Origin of the sequence: Snodgrassella sp. B3882 (genome assembly GCF_026535915.1) — a bacterium.
Classification (GTDB): Bacteria; Pseudomonadota; Gammaproteobacteria; order Burkholderiales; family Neisseriaceae; genus Snodgrassella.
Window position 1 is genome coordinate 1,451,173 of sequence record NZ_JAFNPF010000001.1, and the last position, 16,118, is coordinate 1,467,290.

The 16,118-nt window shown below is 40.3% G+C and carries 14 protein-coding genes and 1 tRNA gene; 5 read left to right on the plus strand and 10 right to left on the minus strand.

Going from position 1 to position 16,118, the window contains the following annotated elements:
• Positions 1–759: 759 nt before the first annotated feature.
• Positions 760–1,371: a hypothetical protein gene (locus J3U68_RS06180; RefSeq protein WP_267375523.1), complete on the minus strand. Its 612-nt coding sequence runs from the start codon at positions 1,369–1,371 to the stop codon at positions 760–762.
• Positions 1,372–2,178: 807 nt separating this feature from the next.
• On the opposite strand from J3U68_RS06180, the gene J3U68_RS06185 reads away from it, so the two are divergent.
• The gene (locus J3U68_RS06185) at positions 2,179–2,334 is read left to right on the plus strand and encodes a hypothetical protein (RefSeq protein WP_267375524.1); all 156 of its coding nucleotides are present in this window, start codon (positions 2,179–2,181) and stop codon (positions 2,332–2,334) included.
• Positions 2,335–2,723: 389 nt separating this feature from the next.
• Here the strand turns inward: J3U68_RS06185 and J3U68_RS06190 are convergent.
• Positions 2,724–2,811: transfer RNA gene (locus J3U68_RS06190), tRNA-Leu, on the minus strand.
• Positions 2,812–2,897: 86 nt separating this feature from the next.
• On the opposite strand from J3U68_RS06190, the gene rnr reads away from it, so the two are divergent.
• From rnr to J3U68_RS06210, 4 genes are all read left to right on the plus strand, one after another.
• On the plus strand, positions 2,898–5,159 hold the full coding sequence (gene rnr / locus J3U68_RS06195; protein WP_267375526.1) for a ribonuclease R: 2,262 nt from the start codon (positions 2,898–2,900) through the stop codon (positions 5,157–5,159).
• 294 nt (positions 5,160–5,453) lie between these two features.
• Positions 5,454–6,128 (plus strand): epoxyqueuosine reductase QueH, encoded by a 675-nt coding sequence (locus J3U68_RS06200; RefSeq protein WP_267375527.1) that lies wholly within the window; start codon positions 5,454–5,456, stop codon positions 6,126–6,128.
• Positions 6,129–6,443: 315 nt separating this feature from the next.
• Positions 6,444–7,367, plus strand: coding sequence for an AEC family transporter (locus J3U68_RS06205; protein WP_267375528.1), 924 nt, complete (start codon positions 6,444–6,446; stop codon positions 7,365–7,367).
• 269 nt (positions 7,368–7,636) lie between these two features.
• Positions 7,637–7,969: a DMT family transporter gene (locus tag J3U68_RS06210; protein ID WP_267375529.1), complete on the plus strand. Its 333-nt coding sequence runs from the start codon at positions 7,637–7,639 to the stop codon at positions 7,967–7,969.
• 52 nt (positions 7,970–8,021) lie between these two features.
• Here J3U68_RS06210 and hfq read toward each other — a convergent pair whose 3' ends face one another.
• The 8 genes from hfq to rlmN all read right to left on the minus strand — a co-directional run bounded on the left by hfq (position 8,022) and on the right by rlmN (position 15,930).
• Positions 8,022–8,270 (minus strand): RNA chaperone Hfq, encoded by a 249-nt coding sequence (gene hfq / locus J3U68_RS06215; protein WP_267375530.1) that lies wholly within the window; start codon positions 8,268–8,270, stop codon positions 8,022–8,024.
• An 84-nt stretch (positions 8,271–8,354) separates the two neighbouring features.
• On the minus strand, positions 8,355–9,806 hold the full coding sequence (gene der, locus J3U68_RS06220; protein ID WP_267376224.1) for a ribosome biogenesis GTPase Der: 1,452 nt from the start codon (positions 9,804–9,806) through the stop codon (positions 8,355–8,357).
• Positions 9,807–9,937: 131 nt separating this feature from the next.
• The gene (locus J3U68_RS06225; protein WP_267375531.1) at positions 9,938–10,564 is read right to left on the minus strand and encodes a YfgM family protein; all 627 of its coding nucleotides are present in this window, start codon (positions 10,562–10,564) and stop codon (positions 9,938–9,940) included.
• Positions 10,564–11,856 carry a histidine--tRNA ligase gene (hisS, locus tag J3U68_RS06230; RefSeq protein WP_267375532.1) on the minus strand — a complete coding sequence of 431 codons (1,293 nt, stop codon included), beginning with the start codon at positions 11,854–11,856 and terminating at the stop codon, positions 10,564–10,566. The genes J3U68_RS06225 and hisS overlap by 1 nt, the downstream gene beginning before the upstream one ends.
• Before the next feature lie 64 nt (positions 11,857–11,920).
• On the minus strand, positions 11,921–13,189 hold the full coding sequence (gene ispG, locus J3U68_RS06235) for a flavodoxin-dependent (E)-4-hydroxy-3-methylbut-2-enyl-diphosphate synthase (RefSeq protein ID WP_267375533.1): 1,269 nt from the start codon (positions 13,187–13,189) through the stop codon (positions 11,921–11,923).
• 1 nt (position 13,190) lies between these two features.
• Entirely contained in the window at positions 13,191–14,078 is an 888-nt protein-coding gene (locus J3U68_RS06240; RefSeq protein WP_267375534.1) for a helix-turn-helix domain-containing protein, read from the minus strand.
• Positions 14,078–14,842: a type IV pilus biogenesis/stability protein PilW gene (gene pilW / locus J3U68_RS06245; RefSeq protein WP_267375535.1), complete on the minus strand. Its 765-nt coding sequence runs from the start codon at positions 14,840–14,842 to the stop codon at positions 14,078–14,080. Before pilW ends, J3U68_RS06240 begins: the two co-directional genes overlap by 1 nt.
• Positions 14,842–15,930, minus strand: a complete 1,089-nt coding sequence (gene rlmN / locus J3U68_RS06250) for a 23S rRNA (adenine(2503)-C(2))-methyltransferase RlmN (RefSeq protein WP_267375536.1) — start codon at positions 15,928–15,930, stop codon at positions 14,842–14,844. Before rlmN ends, pilW begins: the two co-directional genes overlap by 1 nt.
• Positions 15,931–16,118: the final 188 nt, after the last annotated feature.

The window sequence follows — 16,118 nt, forward strand, 5'->3', positions numbered from 1 at the left end:
GCATAAAGCAGTCCGGCAAAATCAATACTGGGCTGCTTTATTTTTTAAGCCTATAGTGGATCAATATTTTAGTCATAGCCATAGTTGAAAATACCGCTTGGATCAGACAGTCTTCAGTTGATCATCAAATCAGCTCTGGTTATACGTGTGGGCAAAATTTGTCTGGCAACAGAAACAGATAGCCACCGCACTAAACAATCAATACGACAAATCGCCAACATATTAGGCATCGAATAATCAGACGCATGCTACCTTAACCGAAATCAACTCCACCTGTCGGGGTAGACGATTCTTTAAAACTAAAGTTAGCACCATTTTTTGGGAAGCATGCCTCCATTTCCAGATCAATCCTCCGGCAGGTAAACGTGCTCCTAAGACAGCTAACTATTGATGTAGAATTTATCCCTGTTTTTTTAGAGGCTTATTCCCTGCTGAAATAGGTTTTTTAGGTATTTTCCATCTCAAGTATATTTAGATACGTTTTTTTGTACACTAACTTTAAACTCCAAACATCTGATTTCTCCATTTCTGTATTGTCTTTGCTGACTTTAAAATATGATCAATACTCTGATACTTTATTCCCTAAAACGAATAAAGCTTCTTGATCAAAGATTTAACCCTGCTTTTATTAAAACCTTTATAAGCCAGAATATCCTTCCAGATTTTCCTTTCCATCTCTTTTAAGGATAGATATGGATACGAGTACCCTTTACTTAATTTCTTTAAATAATTTTCTTCTTTTCTAAGAATAATCTTTTATCATTTGATGCGATATTTATAATAACAATCCGGATTTTTAATGGATTCGGAGATTAAATTTACTTTTGAATGTTGTATACGAAGATGACTATATGGACATATCTGAACATTATCATTACCTGGTTGTAATTGTTCCATTTTTATAATCTCATATTCATTTTCATTATTTTTACTAAAATATATTTTATCGGTCGTTGAATGCCTGGTAAATTGAATTATCTCTAAAATTAAATTTTGAGAATCTATTTTTCTCAAAGTAAACTGTAAATCATCTTTTCCTGCATAATTTCCGATAATAAACTGATACTTTTCTTTGAACCTTATTCTGCTATTATCTAAAGTTATTTTAAAGTGAGTAAGTATGGTTTCCATATTAAAAGAATAATAACCATACATATCCCCCTTTTTCTTGAAAGATAGCGTATATTCACCTAAACCTGTCGTTTCTACATGTCCACAATTATAGTTATCAATTATTGGAAGTTCTGATGTATCAGTTCTTCTAGTATGAGTAATATTTCGTTTTTCTAATTCCCTACTGTTATTTAAAAAGCAAGAACTTAATACCAGTAAGGACACTAAGAAAACAATGTTATTGATGATTTTTTTCATACTCCATAATCTCTATTAATGATTTAGTATATTTTTTTCAAATCCGTTAGATATAGTTTCATTTGCATGGATTACTCTTGATACTAATCAAACCCATCCTTGTCTGCAAATAAATTTAGATTCTTATCTACTGATGCAACTCCATCAAATATTCAATTTAAACTTGAAGCATGGCAAACAAGCTTTATTTCCATGGAAATTTTCTTTCTAAAAGGCATCTATACATCAAATATAAAATTTTGACTTTGCTTTTTTTACATCCGTATCCTATTTTGATTTTGGAACTTCCAAGTCTTTAATCTTACCTCAATTAAAGTCCAGTTATTTTAATATTTTCTGTTTTCCGTATAAATACTTATAATATTTGGCATATGAGTAATCAAGAAATTGAAAATCTAATCACTTCCTGTCCGGTGTCATCAGTTATCGCATCTTTATTTTTTAGATTATTCATCTAATATTTAACCGGTCAGCTGTGCGCTTACCATCATTTTCTGTGCCACTTTGCTACTTGGGGTATTGCAGCAGGCATACGCTGACACCACCCGCTATGCTTTTTGCGGATATTCAACCATTGCGGCTGCGGGTATTTAAATTAATCGCTAGTTCTTTTTGGCGTGCTGGAATTTTAGTTATTATTTAACAGCCCGCTAACACTGCTGTCATTGCCGCCACCAGAGAAATGTTAGCGAATACCTTTTGCTTAGAACTCATCGATTGCATCAACCTAGCTCTTCAAGCTATAGCATTGATCGTAGTATTTACGGGCGGTAGCTTAGCCTCTGCTGCAATAATCGCAGCCATTGTTTGCGTATTGCATTATCCGTATTGGCAGTCTACAACATGGCACCAGACATGTTCATGTTTCGAGCCATGTCTATCCGGCAACAAAATAATAAAATTAATGCAATTTATTGGGCAGCCCAGGCTCTGGTAAGCGTACTCGCTTTCCCCATGGGATGAGTTTTAGCCCGCGTAGACACCGATAAAGAATGGGCGTTTGATCAATTAACTGTTAATTTGACAAATAATGTAATCAAACACCAGCCTGAAGCAGGGACTTAATACGCTTAGACACCTTGCTTTATGCGCAAGTTTTCGGTCTTGGTTGATTTGCCGTAAATTGCTCAGGTCATTAACACGAAACCAGTTTAAACCAAGCTAATATAGTCAGATTGTTCCAAATGGCATATAATTGAACAGAATAACAAATTAGATATAATTATATCTGTGAATTTAGATTCTTATGCTAACTGATAGATTTGATGAAAAGAAGACTATTTAGAAAATGAAAATTCTGAACTTTAAAATTTTCAAATGGGAAAAATATTGATCACTGTATAGCGTTGAGATGGTGCCCAGAAGAAGACTCGAACTTCCACACCCTAAACGGGCACTAGGACCTGAACCTAGCGCGTCTACCAATTCCGCCATCTGGGCTTTTGCAACTATTGCTGCTTTCGGTTAAAGTAGATGTTTACCGAAGACCTGAATTATATATTCTCAAAAAAGATTGTCAACACCTTATGAAGAAAAAATCAGATTTACGCCATCAAGATCCTTATCTTGAACGTGAGTTACAACGATATATCAATCCATTACCCAGTAGAGAATGGATTCTTAAGATTTTGGAAAAAATTGGTATACCGGTTAACACATCCGTTTTGGCAAAAAAACTCAGTATTACTCCCGAAGAAAAAGCATTTTTCGAGCGTCGACTTAATGCGATGGCCAGAGATGGACAGGTACTGATCAATCGCCGCGGTGCTGTGTGTGTGGCTGACAAATTGGCTTTGGTGAAATGTCGGGTCGAAGTACATAAAGATGATTTTGGTTTTGCCGTTCCGTTAAATCCGGCTGATGGTCATGATTTCGTCTTATACGCTCGACAAATGCTCGGTTTAATGAATGGTGATATTGTCACGGTACGCCCCATTGGTCTGGATCGGAAAGGTCGTCGGGAAGGACAGGTGCTGGACATCATCGAACGAGCTAATAAAGACGTAGTAGGCAGATTAAAATTGGAACATGGTGTGGCGCTATTGATTCCGGAAGATAAACGCCTCGGTGCCAGTATTGTGCTGCAACCTCATTCTGTCGGAAAAGCAAAAGCTGGGCAGGTTGTGGTTGCTAAAATCGAATCTTATCCCGATGCGACCCAGGCAGCGGTGGCTCGTGTCACTGAAATTCTGGGTGACTATGCCGATAGTGGCATGGAAATCGAAATTGCTGTGCGCAAGCATCACTTGCCACATCAATTTAGTCCTGCCTGTCTGCAACAAGCACAAAAAATCCCTGATCAGGTCAAGGCAGCGGATTATAAAAATCGAGTGGATTTGCGCGACTTACCCTTAATCACTATTGATGGCGAAACTGCCCGTGATTTTGATGATGCGGTGTATGCGGAGAAAAAAGGTCGTAATTATCGTCTGGTGGTGGCCATTGCCGATGTCAGCCATTACGTGAAACCAGATGATGCCATTGACACGGATGCTCTTGAGCGCGCTACCAGTGTGTATTTCCCACGTCGGGTGATCCCCATGCTACCGGAAAAACTATCCAACGGTATCTGTTCACTCAATCCCAATGTTGAACGCTTGTGCATGGTTTGCGATATGGAAATTACCTATGCAGGTAATATCAAGTCCTATCTATTTTACCCAGCTGTAATGCGTTCACATGCGCGTCTAACTTACACCCAAACATGGGATTGGATCAGCAATGATCAATTCGATGACCCGCTTAAACAACACGTTTTAAATCTGTATCACCTTTACCAGATTCTATTGAAAAAACGCCAGCAACGAGGCGCTATGGAATTTGATACGGTTGAAACTCAAATGATCTTCAACAAATTAGGCAAAATTGAACGCATCATCCCTGTGAAGCGGAATGAAGCGCATCGCCTAATTGAAGAATGTATGCTTGCAGCCAATGTTTGCGCAGCGGAATTTTTACATAAGCATAAACACCCTGCTCTGTATCGCAATCATGCCGGTCCAACTGCAGACCGACTAAATAACTTACGCGAACAATTGGGTTTATTGGGCTTAAAGCTGCAAGGTGGAGATAAACCCACACCAAAAGATTATGCCCATTTATTTGAAGAAATTAAAACGCGTCCAGACCGGCAAATTATTGAAGTCATGATGTTACGCTCTATGCAACAGGCAGTATATGAGCCGCATAATATCGGGCACTTTGGTTTGGCCTATCCCGCTTACACCCATTTTACCTCACCAATCCGCCGTTACCCGGATTTAACCGTCCATCGAGCCATCAAAGCAGTCCTTAACCATACTACCTATCAGCCAAAATCCTGGCAGGATTTGGGTATTTGGTGCTCACAAGCAGAACGCAAAGCGGATAATGCCAGCCGTGATGTAGATAATTGGCTCAAAACCTACTACATGCGCGATAAAATTGGCGAAGTTTTCTCAGGTACCATTTCTGGCATGGCCAATTTTGGACTATTTGTCACCTTAGATGATATTTATATAGACGGCATGGTACACATTAGTGATCTTGGCGAAGACTATTTCAACTATCATCCTGAGCTTATGGCCATCATTGGCGAGCGCAGTGGAATACGTTTTAAACTGGGTGACAAAGTAACCGTAAGAGTCGCTCGGGCAGATCTGGATCACAGTCGCATTGATCTAACATTGCTCAGTAGCAATAGCAAAACGAAACGCCATAAAACTAAAAAATCCACTCAAATCAAAACAGAGAGCAGCAACAAAAAACGTTCTGGCAAATCCCGAACTCGTAAAAAAGAGAGAAAATAGCGTTTTTTTAATTACCAATGCAATATTGGAAAACTAAAGTCAGATCTGATATGGGCTTGATCTGCTGAGATATACCAGCTCGCTATGTTTACTAGCGAGCTGGTATAGCTTCATAAATCTTGGATTAATCTGCATAAACAGCACACCATGTTTCACCCACAAGCTGTGGTCAAGGTCACTGATTTATTCCATAACCTTGAAATTAAAGGTCGTTTTTTTACCCACAATCTGTATTTTTACCGAACAAGCTTTGTTAAAATACCTGTCTATAATAATTTATCAGGAAAACACATCATGAATCCAACCGTTCAGGTTACCGATATTCAGCGCCCCGAATTAATACCCCCGAACCAAGCCAATAAGGTTCTGCTGCATTCCTGCTGTGCACCTTGTTCTGGTGAGGTTATGGAAGCCATGCTGGCTGCCGGCATAGATTACACCATTTATTTCTATAACCCCAACATTCATCCCAAAAAAGAGTATGAAATTCGCAAGGATGAAAACAAAGCCTTCGCCGAAAAATTCAACATCCCGTTTGTAGATGCCGACTATGATATGGATAACTGGTTTGAGCGTGCCAAAGGCATGGAATTTGAACCCGAACGCGGTATCCGTTGTACCATGTGTTTTGATATGCGTCTTGAAAGAACTGCACTGTATGCCTTCGAAAATGGCTTTCCTGTCTTCACCACCTCGTTGGGTATTTCACGCTGGAAAAACATGCAGCAGGTTAATTCTTGTGGTATGCGAGCCGCAGAAAAATATCCAGAAATCACCTATTGGGACTATAACTGGCGCAAAGGTGGTGGCAGCCAACGCATGGTCGAAATTAGCAAACGTGAACAGTTTTACCAGCAAGAATATTGCGGCTGTATTTACTCTTTAAGAGATTCCAATAACTGGCGCCGTGAACATGGACGTGAAACAATCAAAATTGGAACCAAATTCTATGGCATTGAAGAAGTTTAATTGATTATATTCAACGAATAATTGAGGTATAAGCATTGATGTTTAGAATACTATCGAATTTTCTGGCTGTTTACCTCAATTTCAACCAATCTTACGGCATACAAATTTAGGTGTTTGCTGCAATTCAAACTTATTATGCCCATGCTGCTGGTGTAAAAACCCTTAATATAAACAGATTAATATTTATCAGCTGTGTATACACTCAGTGCGCTCTAACCTAAAATACCACTTTGATCAATGTTTACGCCAGATTGGCCGTAACAACACACTAGATATTATTGGATGATGACCAAACATCCAGCCTTGGGGTGAGCTATGCAGTTTTTCATGATTCTGTTACCGATATTTGGTATCTTTATTGTTGGTTATATCGCTCAAAAAACCTTAAGTTTTGATGTAGCCAATTTATCCAAAATGTCGTTATATGTGCTTTCACCATTTCTGGCCTTCAAAGCTTTTTATACTCATAACTTAAACTTCGATTATCTCTTTTACCTATTCTACATATTTGGGTTATGTTTTTTTCTGGTCATTGTGGTGTCCATTTGGTCAGTATGCTGGAAATACACCACTTCAGAACGTTGTGCCATGATTTTAAGTTCTTGTTTTATGAACAATGGAAACTACGGCATGCCTGTATTACTGGTATTTTTCGGTCAGATTGGCTTTGATTTGGGCGTTATCATGATGGTATTACAGCAATTTGTCATGTGCACAGTAGGCGTTTACTATGCAGTTAAGGGGAGCACAGATACATCCATAACCGGTCAAAAAGCCGTATTGAAAACAGTCATCCGTATGCCGGTTGCTTATGGTGCTTTTTTGGGTATTTTATTTCAGCTGTGTCACATTCCCTTGTCTAAATCTGTGATGACCTCAATCAGCATGATCGGAGATTCTTCTATAGTCATCATCATGATTATTTTGGGTATGCAATTAGCAAAAATCAAAATCACTCAGCTTGACTATGGCAAAATCAGCTTTGCCTTAGTCACCAAAATGATCGCGTCCCCTTTAATAGCAACCATACTGGTCTATTTCTTGCCTATTCCTAGCGTTTATAAGCAAATTCTCATCGTTTTGGCCGCTATGCCTTCGGCAGCCAATACCACATTGCTTTCTGTGCAGTTTGATACTCATCCCGAATTGGTTTCCAGCGCAACATTATTCAGTACTTTACTCAGTCTAGTTACCCTGCCGATTGTGCTATGGCTGGTTGGCACGCCAGTGCCCAGCTAATCATTTCCTACAGAGCCAAACCAGCTAAGCATAGTTAAGTCGCCACCTATTCTTGTTTAAACAGAAGCGCGACTTCGTTGCATTGATTATTGGATTGAATAGTAGATTAAAAAAGTCATCAAAAATCCGGTTTATTTCAATCGCCAGTAACATGAAAAGACGACTGACTATCCGCTTGCGTAAGCTGGAAGTAAAAATTCAAGTTACCTTAGCAAACTTATTTATAATGCTTACTTAAATTGCAAATTAATTAAGTCAAAGGAATAACGATGAGTCAATGGTTATATCTTGCTATCGCCATTTTAGCGGAAGTTTTTGCTACCAGCATGCTTAAGCTCAGTAACGGTTTTACTCGTCTCATACCTAGCGCCTGTTCGATTATCGGCTATATGGTTTCCTTTTATTGTTTGTCTCAGACGCTTAAAACCATGCCGGTAGGAATTGCTTATGCAGTTTGGTCAGGAATAGGTATTGTTTGTGTATCCTTAATTGCCTGGGTTAAATTTGGACAAAAATTGGATCTGGCAGCAATTATCGGTATCGGGTTTATATTGGTAGGTGTTTTAGTCATAAACTTATTGTCCAAATCGATGACCCATTAAATAAAAAAAAACCGTGATTCACACGGTTTTTTTATTAATTGCAATTATCTTACTACTCAGTAGGGGCAGATTTTGGTTCATGTTGCAAACTTACTGCACGGGCAGGGACGATAGTAGAAATGGCATGTTTATACACCATTTGGGTCACAGAAGTGTTACGCAGTAACACAACATATTGATCAAAAGATTCAACCTGTCCTTGAAGTTTAATGCCATTAACTAAATAAATAGAAACTGGCACATACTCTTTACGTAGTGCATTCAAGAAAGGATCTTGTAACATTTGTCCTTTGGCGCTCATTTAAATACTCCGTTATTTTGATTATGTGATCGCTAAACTATTCTTGAGTTAAGCTCTTAGTTAAGCATGTCCAATGCTAACACATTACCGTGCATTTGTTTTCTTAGATTTGACATTATTTTTACGCTTTACCTGCTTTTTCGATTTTTTAATCTCTTCACGCTTAGCAATTCGGTTGCTCAGTTTTACGCGTCGCAGAGATTGCTTAGGTTTGGACTCCTTTTCATCGTAAGGATTAGCATTAACATTATACTGTATTCGTAAAGGTGTACCCTGTAAATGAAAAGCCTTACGGAATGTTTGGGTCAAATACCGCGTATATGCATCACTGATATGTTGCAATGCATTACCATGAATGACAATAACAGGAGGATTCATACCTCCCTGATGTGCGTATCGCATTTTAGGACGGATTAAACCAGCTCTTGGTGGTTGCTGACGTTCCAAGGCTGTTTGTAACACGCGAGTCAGTTTAGGCGTAGACAATTTGATCATTGCAGCATCATAAGCAGCCTGAATAGATGCAAATAATCCATCTATGCCCTTTTCTTTTAAGGCAGAAATAAAATGAAATTTCGCAAAGTCTAGAAAATAAAGTTTGCGTGCAATGTCCCTTTTCACCTGTTCCTTGCGTTCATTATCAATACCATCCCATTTATTGACGGCCACCACTAGTGCCCTTCCAGCCTCCAAGGCAAATCCAGCTATAGTAGCATCCTGATCCGCTATATCCTGCTGCGCATCCAGCACCAATACGGCAACATTCGCTGCCTCAATTGCCTGCATGGCTTTAATCACTGAAAATTTTTCTATAGCATCATCTACTTTACCGCGACGACGTACCCCAGCTGTATCAATAATAGTAAAAGGATGGTTATCACGAACAAAATCTATATGAATTGAATCGCGCGTAGTGCCAGCCATATCAAAGGCAATGACGCGTTCTTCACCCAAAATCGTATTCACCAAAGTAGATTTACCTACATTAGGACGACCGATGATGGCGAAAGTGGGATGTTGATTGGTCTTTTCCTCTTCTTCATCAGGAAAATCTTCCAATACTGATTCCATTAGATGGTAAACACCATCTCCATGCGCACCAGAAATAACAATAGGTTCACCTAGACTGAGCTCATAAAATTCCGCTGCTAACACTGATTGATTAGCCCCTTCACCTTTATTCACCACCAGATACACCGGCCGAGTGCTTTTGCGCAAATGATTGGCAATAATTTGATCTTGTGGCGTCAATCCGGTACGTCCGTCTACCAGAAAAATAATCGCATCTGCTTCATCAACAGCCTGTAAAGTATGCCGCGCCATCTCATACAGAATGCCACTATCCACCACCGGTTCAAAACCACCAGTGTCAACCACTAAATAAGGCTTAGTTCCTACTCGGCCGTGACCATAGTGACGGTCACGAGTCAAACCTGGCACGTCTGCGACCAGAGCATCTTTAGTACGAGTCAACCGATTAAACAAGGTAGACTTACCCACATTAGGTCGACCAACCAAAACAATTGTTGGTTTCATCATCTTTACTTTCAATATTTTACGCTGTCAATAAACAGCAAGAGCTTGCTCAAGGCAAGCCGTTCAAAATCTCCACAAGCCTGAATGTCCTTTACAATATTGACAGGAACATTCAGGCTAAATTCCATGCATTAATTCAGAGTATAGATTTTCATCTGAATAATTTCTCGCTGCACGTTTTCTTTTGGCAGTAAGTTTAGTACTTGCTGATAAGCAGCAACGGCGTCAGCATTTTTCTTTTGTGCTTGCAAAATATCGCCTTTGGTCTCCAGCAAGGTTGGTTTATATTGATTATCCACTTGCACATCAAGTGCCTTTAGCGCCTCTGGAAATTTATTTTGCTGTAAATAAACCGTAGCCAGACGCTGGGCAACGATAGTTTGCAACAACTCGCTGTCTTGTCTGGATTTAACCCATTGCAAATGTTGAATCGCTTCATCATATTTGCCGTTATCAAAAGCCGTTCCCGCCATCATCAATGTTGCTTGAACGGTATTCATGGTATCTGGATACTCTTTTTGCAATTGCATCAAAGCTTTTTTGCTGCCTTCGAGATTATTTTCTTGTGCCTGAGTAACAAAAGTTTCAAACACACCTGCTGCTTTTTCATTATTACTGCGCAAATGTCCTTGATAAAGAATATAACCCAGATAAGATAAAGCTAAAATTACCAATACTGCAAAAAGCCAGCGCCCCCAACGTTGCCAGAAAAATTTGAAATTGGCTACTTCTTGTTCATCTTGAATATGTACAACCATTATGCTTTCTTCCAGTCTTGAATTAACGATAAGGCCATTTTAGCCTCAACAGTTTTTTGTTCATGGCTACGCAGATTTTTTAACGTAATCGTCTCATCTGACTGCTCTTGCTCACCAATAATCATAGCAATTGCAGCTCCACTGCTATCGGCCTTTTTAAGTTGTGCCTTTAAGCTCTGATCGCCACAATGGACATAGATATTGAGACCGCTAGCACGCAAACTCGCCGCATGCTTCATTGCCGTCAGACTAGTGCCTTCTCCTTGATGCAGCACATAAACATCTGGCACTTCGTTAACAGCTAATTGCCCGAATTCCTGCACTAACAGTAACAAACGCTCAATCCCCAAAGCAAATCCGATGCTCGGAGTTGGTTTACCACCTAGTTCTTCTATCAGTCCATTATACCTTCCCCCGCCACATACTGTGGCTTGGGCACCTAATTTTTCGGTAGTCCACTCAAATACGGTCAGATTATAGTAATCTAATCCGCGAACCAGACGAGGATTTTCTACATAGGCAATGCCAAGTCCATCTAACATTGCTTTTAAGGTACGATAATGACTTAACGACTCTTCACCAAGAAAATCAACCAAACGTGGTGCACCCTCAGCCATGGTTTGTAGCGCAGGATTTTTGGTATCTAGCACACGTAAGGGATTGGTGTGCATGCGCCGTTTACTGTCCTCATCCAAAATATCGACATGTTGCTGTAAATAATCAACTAACGCCGCCCGATGAGTAATACGTTCTTCTTTGTTACCTAAAGAATTTATTTCAAGAGTTAAATATTGGCGAATACCTAGTCGATTCCATAAATCCGCACTCATGGCGATGAGTTCCGCATCCACATCGGGTCCGGCAAAACCTAAGGCTTCAACCCCAACCTGATGAAACTGCCGATAACGCCCCTTTTGCGGACGTTCCCGTCGAAACATGGGTCCCATATACCATAATTTCTGCGCATTATTGTACAGCAAATTATGTTCAACCACTGCGCGCAAGCAAGATGCAGTACCTTCAGGACGCAAACTCAAGCTGAGTTTGTCATTGGAATCAGCAAAGGTATACATCTCTTTTCCGACCACATCAGTTTCCTCACCAATTGATCGTACAAACAAACCAGTTTGTTCCACAATTGGAGTGCGTATTTGACTGTAGCCGTAACTTTTTGTCCACGCGGCAACCACTTCTTCAAATGCTTGCCATAAAGCTGCGGTCAACTTAAAGTCTTTCTGAGCAACCGGCAGCAAATCATTCATGCCTTTTACAGCTTGGATTTTTTGACCCATAAAATTTAGATTCTGAATACTTGTTTCAAATTAAGCCTGATATATTAACATGACAATTTAGAATTTATTGCACTGTGATGGGAATTACTTTAGCTGATTGACGTTTTTTACCATTTTCACCATAATTTTCATGAATATAGTTTTCAACTAAAGCCAGAAATTCTTGCGCCATATGTTCTCCTTTAAGCGTAACGCGGCGCTCTCCGTCAACATATACCGGTGCAACAGGCGTTTCACCTGTTCCAGGTAAGGAAATGCCAATATCAGCCAGCTTACTTTCCCCTGGTCCATTCACCACACAACCCATGACGGCAACATTTAAATTTTCCACGCCAGGGTACTGTGAACGCCATAGGGGCATTTTTTCACGTAAATATTGCTGAATGTCTCGTGCCAACTCTTGAAATACGTTACTGGTGGTTCGACCACAACCAGGACAAGCAGTGACATGAGGGGTAAATGAACGCATCCCCATCGTCTGTAAAATTTCTTGCGCTACCACAACTTCCTTAGTGCGCGCGCTGCCAGGTTCAGGTGTCAAAGAAACACGAATCGTATCGCCAATACCCTGTTGCAGCAGAATAGCCAGAGCCGCAGTCGAGGCAACGATGCCTTTACTACCCATACCGGCCTCAGTTAAACCCAAATGTAATGGATAGGCACAGCGCGCGGCCAAATCCTGATAAACCTTAACCAAATCTTGTACATTCGAAACTTTGCATGACAAAATAATTTTATCAGCTGGCAGTCCTAATTGTTCTGCTTTTTGGGCTGACTCAAGCGCCGATACAATCAAAGCTTCCTGCATAACCGCATCGGCGCTTAAAGGCTTGGGTAGATGCTGATTGGCATCCATCATGCGTTTTGCTAGTGCCTGATCCAGCGATCCCCAGTTCACACCAATACGTACGGCTTTATTATGTTCTGCCGCAGTGGAAATCATAAAGGCGAATTTCTCATCGCCTTTTACCCCCTTACCAACATTGCCCGGATTAATCCGATATTTAGCAAGGGCTCGCGCACAATCAGGATAATCTTTGAGTAAACGATCGCCGTTAAAGTGAAAGTCGCCAACTAATGGAACATCGCAGCCCATATCATTGAGGCGTTGTCGAATCTCGGCCACTTTAGCAGCTGCTTCGGGAGAATTAACCGTTATACGAACTAGTTCAGAACCCGCATCAGCGAGTTCTTTAACCTGAATAGCCGTATTTTCAGCATCAGCAGTGTCAGTATTCGTCATTGACTGCACCCTGATAGGTGCATTAGATCCAACTGTGATATTTTCGATTTGTACCAGATGTGTTTTTCTACGCAATACGGCCATAGTCATATTAATTATTACCTACAGTTAAGGCTGCTGTTCGTTTATTATTGTCTGGGATAGGAATATCTTTGCCGTCTAGCTGAATGACAGCTCCGGGGGTATAACCAATAATGACACGATATGGTGCAGCACCTTTAAACTGATGTGTTGTCCCAGCATTAACCACGTCGCTGATTAATACTTTAGCATTTTTATCACTGACTTGTAACCAAGATTGATGTCGTAATTTAATGACTAGGGTGTGATTAGAAGTTGCGGAATCAGTAGTAACCTGATTGATAGCAGAAGCTTCATCACTTGCGGCAATTTGATTATCTGATCGCGGTTGTTGAGTAGATTCTCCCTGATCGTTCTCATTCATTGGCACAATACGTATATTGCTGGCTGCAACATCAGAAACCATCGGCGCTTGACTTGCAATATCTTGTGAGCTGTTTGCTGTCTGCTTAGCACTTTCTGAAAATGACTTACTCTGCCAAGCATAAATTCCGGCAGCAATCACAGCGATGGCTATTAGGCCGATTATCCAACGCGGAAACCGTCTTTGCTGTGGTTTGTTCTGAAAATTTAAATCGCCTGCGGGAATACTGGCACTTTGATCAATGAATGCATTTTTTTTAATTGGGAAAATTTGACTCAGATATTGCTTAAGTTCACCTTCATCGATATCCAGTAGACGAGCGTAGCTAGTCAAAAACCCTCTAACAAAAACGGCTTCCGGCATACCATCATAACTACCCTTTTCAATGGCCTCAATCTGCCGTGCGGGCAATTTCAAACATTCAGCTACCTCACCCAGTGACATCCCTTTTTTTAACCGCGCCTGATTAAGCAACATGCCTAAAGCAACTGCTGGATTTTGGGTAGTTTCAGAATTTTTGCTTTGGTCGTTCATTAAAAGTTTCCTGTCGAAATTTTCCCTAATTCATCTGAATAAGGAAAATTAGTCCGTAACTGGGCTTCATATTCAAAGGCTGCTTGCGTATTACCCAACGAGCGCTCAATTCTCCAACCCAGTAATAGGTCATCCGCAGACAGATTATTTATCTGGCTCTGGTATTGGTTGAAATAATGCAAGGCATCACCCGAATTACCAGATTCCAGTGCTGTTCTCGCCATCTCTTTAAACGCAGGGATAAAATTAGGATTAGCTGCCAACGCTCTTTCGAAATAGCTATTAGCTAGCTGGTACTGCCCCATACGCTGACTGCAGATACCTTTATTCAATTGCGCAACTTCTGGCGTAGGATAAGTTGGGTCTGACAGGGCTTTGTCAAAATACGCCATCGCCGCATTGGGATTTTTTCTGACATCACAAATAAACCAGCCATAATTATTGTTGATTTCAGGGCTACTTGAATTCAACGACAAAGCACGCTGAAAACTTTCCTCAGCTTTAGCAGGTTCTTTTAGAAACTGCCAGATTTGCGCCCGAATCATCCATGCGTCAGTAGATCGAGCGTTCGCTTTGAGTGCATCATCGATCGCATCTACTGCCTGACGATAATTTTTGGTACTCATATATTGTATGGCCAGCTGCGTTTTAATCTGCGCAATTTCGTTAGCACGCTCTGCTGCTGTAGGTTTTCTGACTTTTTCATGAGATGAACAAGCCGATAATACAACACTCATCAAAACTAATAAACACAATTTTTTCATTAACTTACCCCTTGAACAAGTTGCCATTTCTGTTGACGTCGGGTTTTATCTTTTACTTTACCCGCCAGCTGCCCGCATGCCGCGTCGATATCATCACCGCGGGTTTTTCTGACGGTGACGACGAAACCTGCTTCCTGTAATATTTCACGAAAAACCCTGATCCTATTGTTATCTGATCGCTCAAATCCAGCATGAGGAAAAGGGTTGAAAGGAATGAGATTAAACTTGCAAGGAACATCCTTAACCAATTGAATTAATTCTCGGGCATGCTCAGGTTTATCATTAACGTCCTTAAGCATAATATATTCAAAAGTAATAAAATCTCGTGGTGCCTTGACCAGATAACGCTGACATGCAGCCATCAGATCTTTTAGCGGATATTTTTTATTTAACGGAATAATGCGATCACGTACTTGATCATTAGAGGCATGTAAGGATATGGCTAATGCAACGGGTACTTCTTCCTTTAACCGATCCATTTGCGGAATCATTCCTGAAGTGGACACAGTCACACGACGACGCGATAAGCCATAACCATGATCATCAAGCATGATGCGCAAAGCAGTAACCACATTGTCAAAATTAGCCAAAGGTTCACCCATGCCCATCATGACTACATTTGAGATTACACGTTCGTCTTTAGGTGTGACACCTAATGCTTTGTTCGCCCACCATAGCTGACCAATTATTTCGGCTACACTGAGGTTACGATTGAAGCCTTGCCGACCAGTAGAGCAAAACATACACTCTAAAGCACAGCCAATTTGAGAAGAAATACATAACGTTCCACGGCTATCTTCTGGAATAAAAACGGTTTCGATACCATTGCCAGTACCCACATTGAGTAACCATTTGCGCGTACCGTCATGAGATTTCTGCTCTACAATTAATTCAGGAACCACAATTTCGGCTTTATCTAGAAGCTTAGTTCGCAATGATTTTGCCAGATCAGTCATCTGAGCAAAATTATCTACCCCGCCAAGATGCATCCACCGCATAACCTGCTTGGCGCGAAAAGGCTTTTCACTTATTTCTGCGAAATAAGCAGTCAAACTGGGTAAATCAAAATTTAAAAGATTTGTTTTCATCTAGACAGCACAATATTCACAACATTCTTATTGGTGATTATATAGAAATAACCGATTTTAAGTAAGAAATTTAAACTTAAACAACTATATATACTTTTCTTAAATTTTTAATTTGCAGAAAAATAAAATACTCAGTCAATTAAAAAGCTTAGCTCAAAATTAATTCATCATACCACCAGCTTCAATTA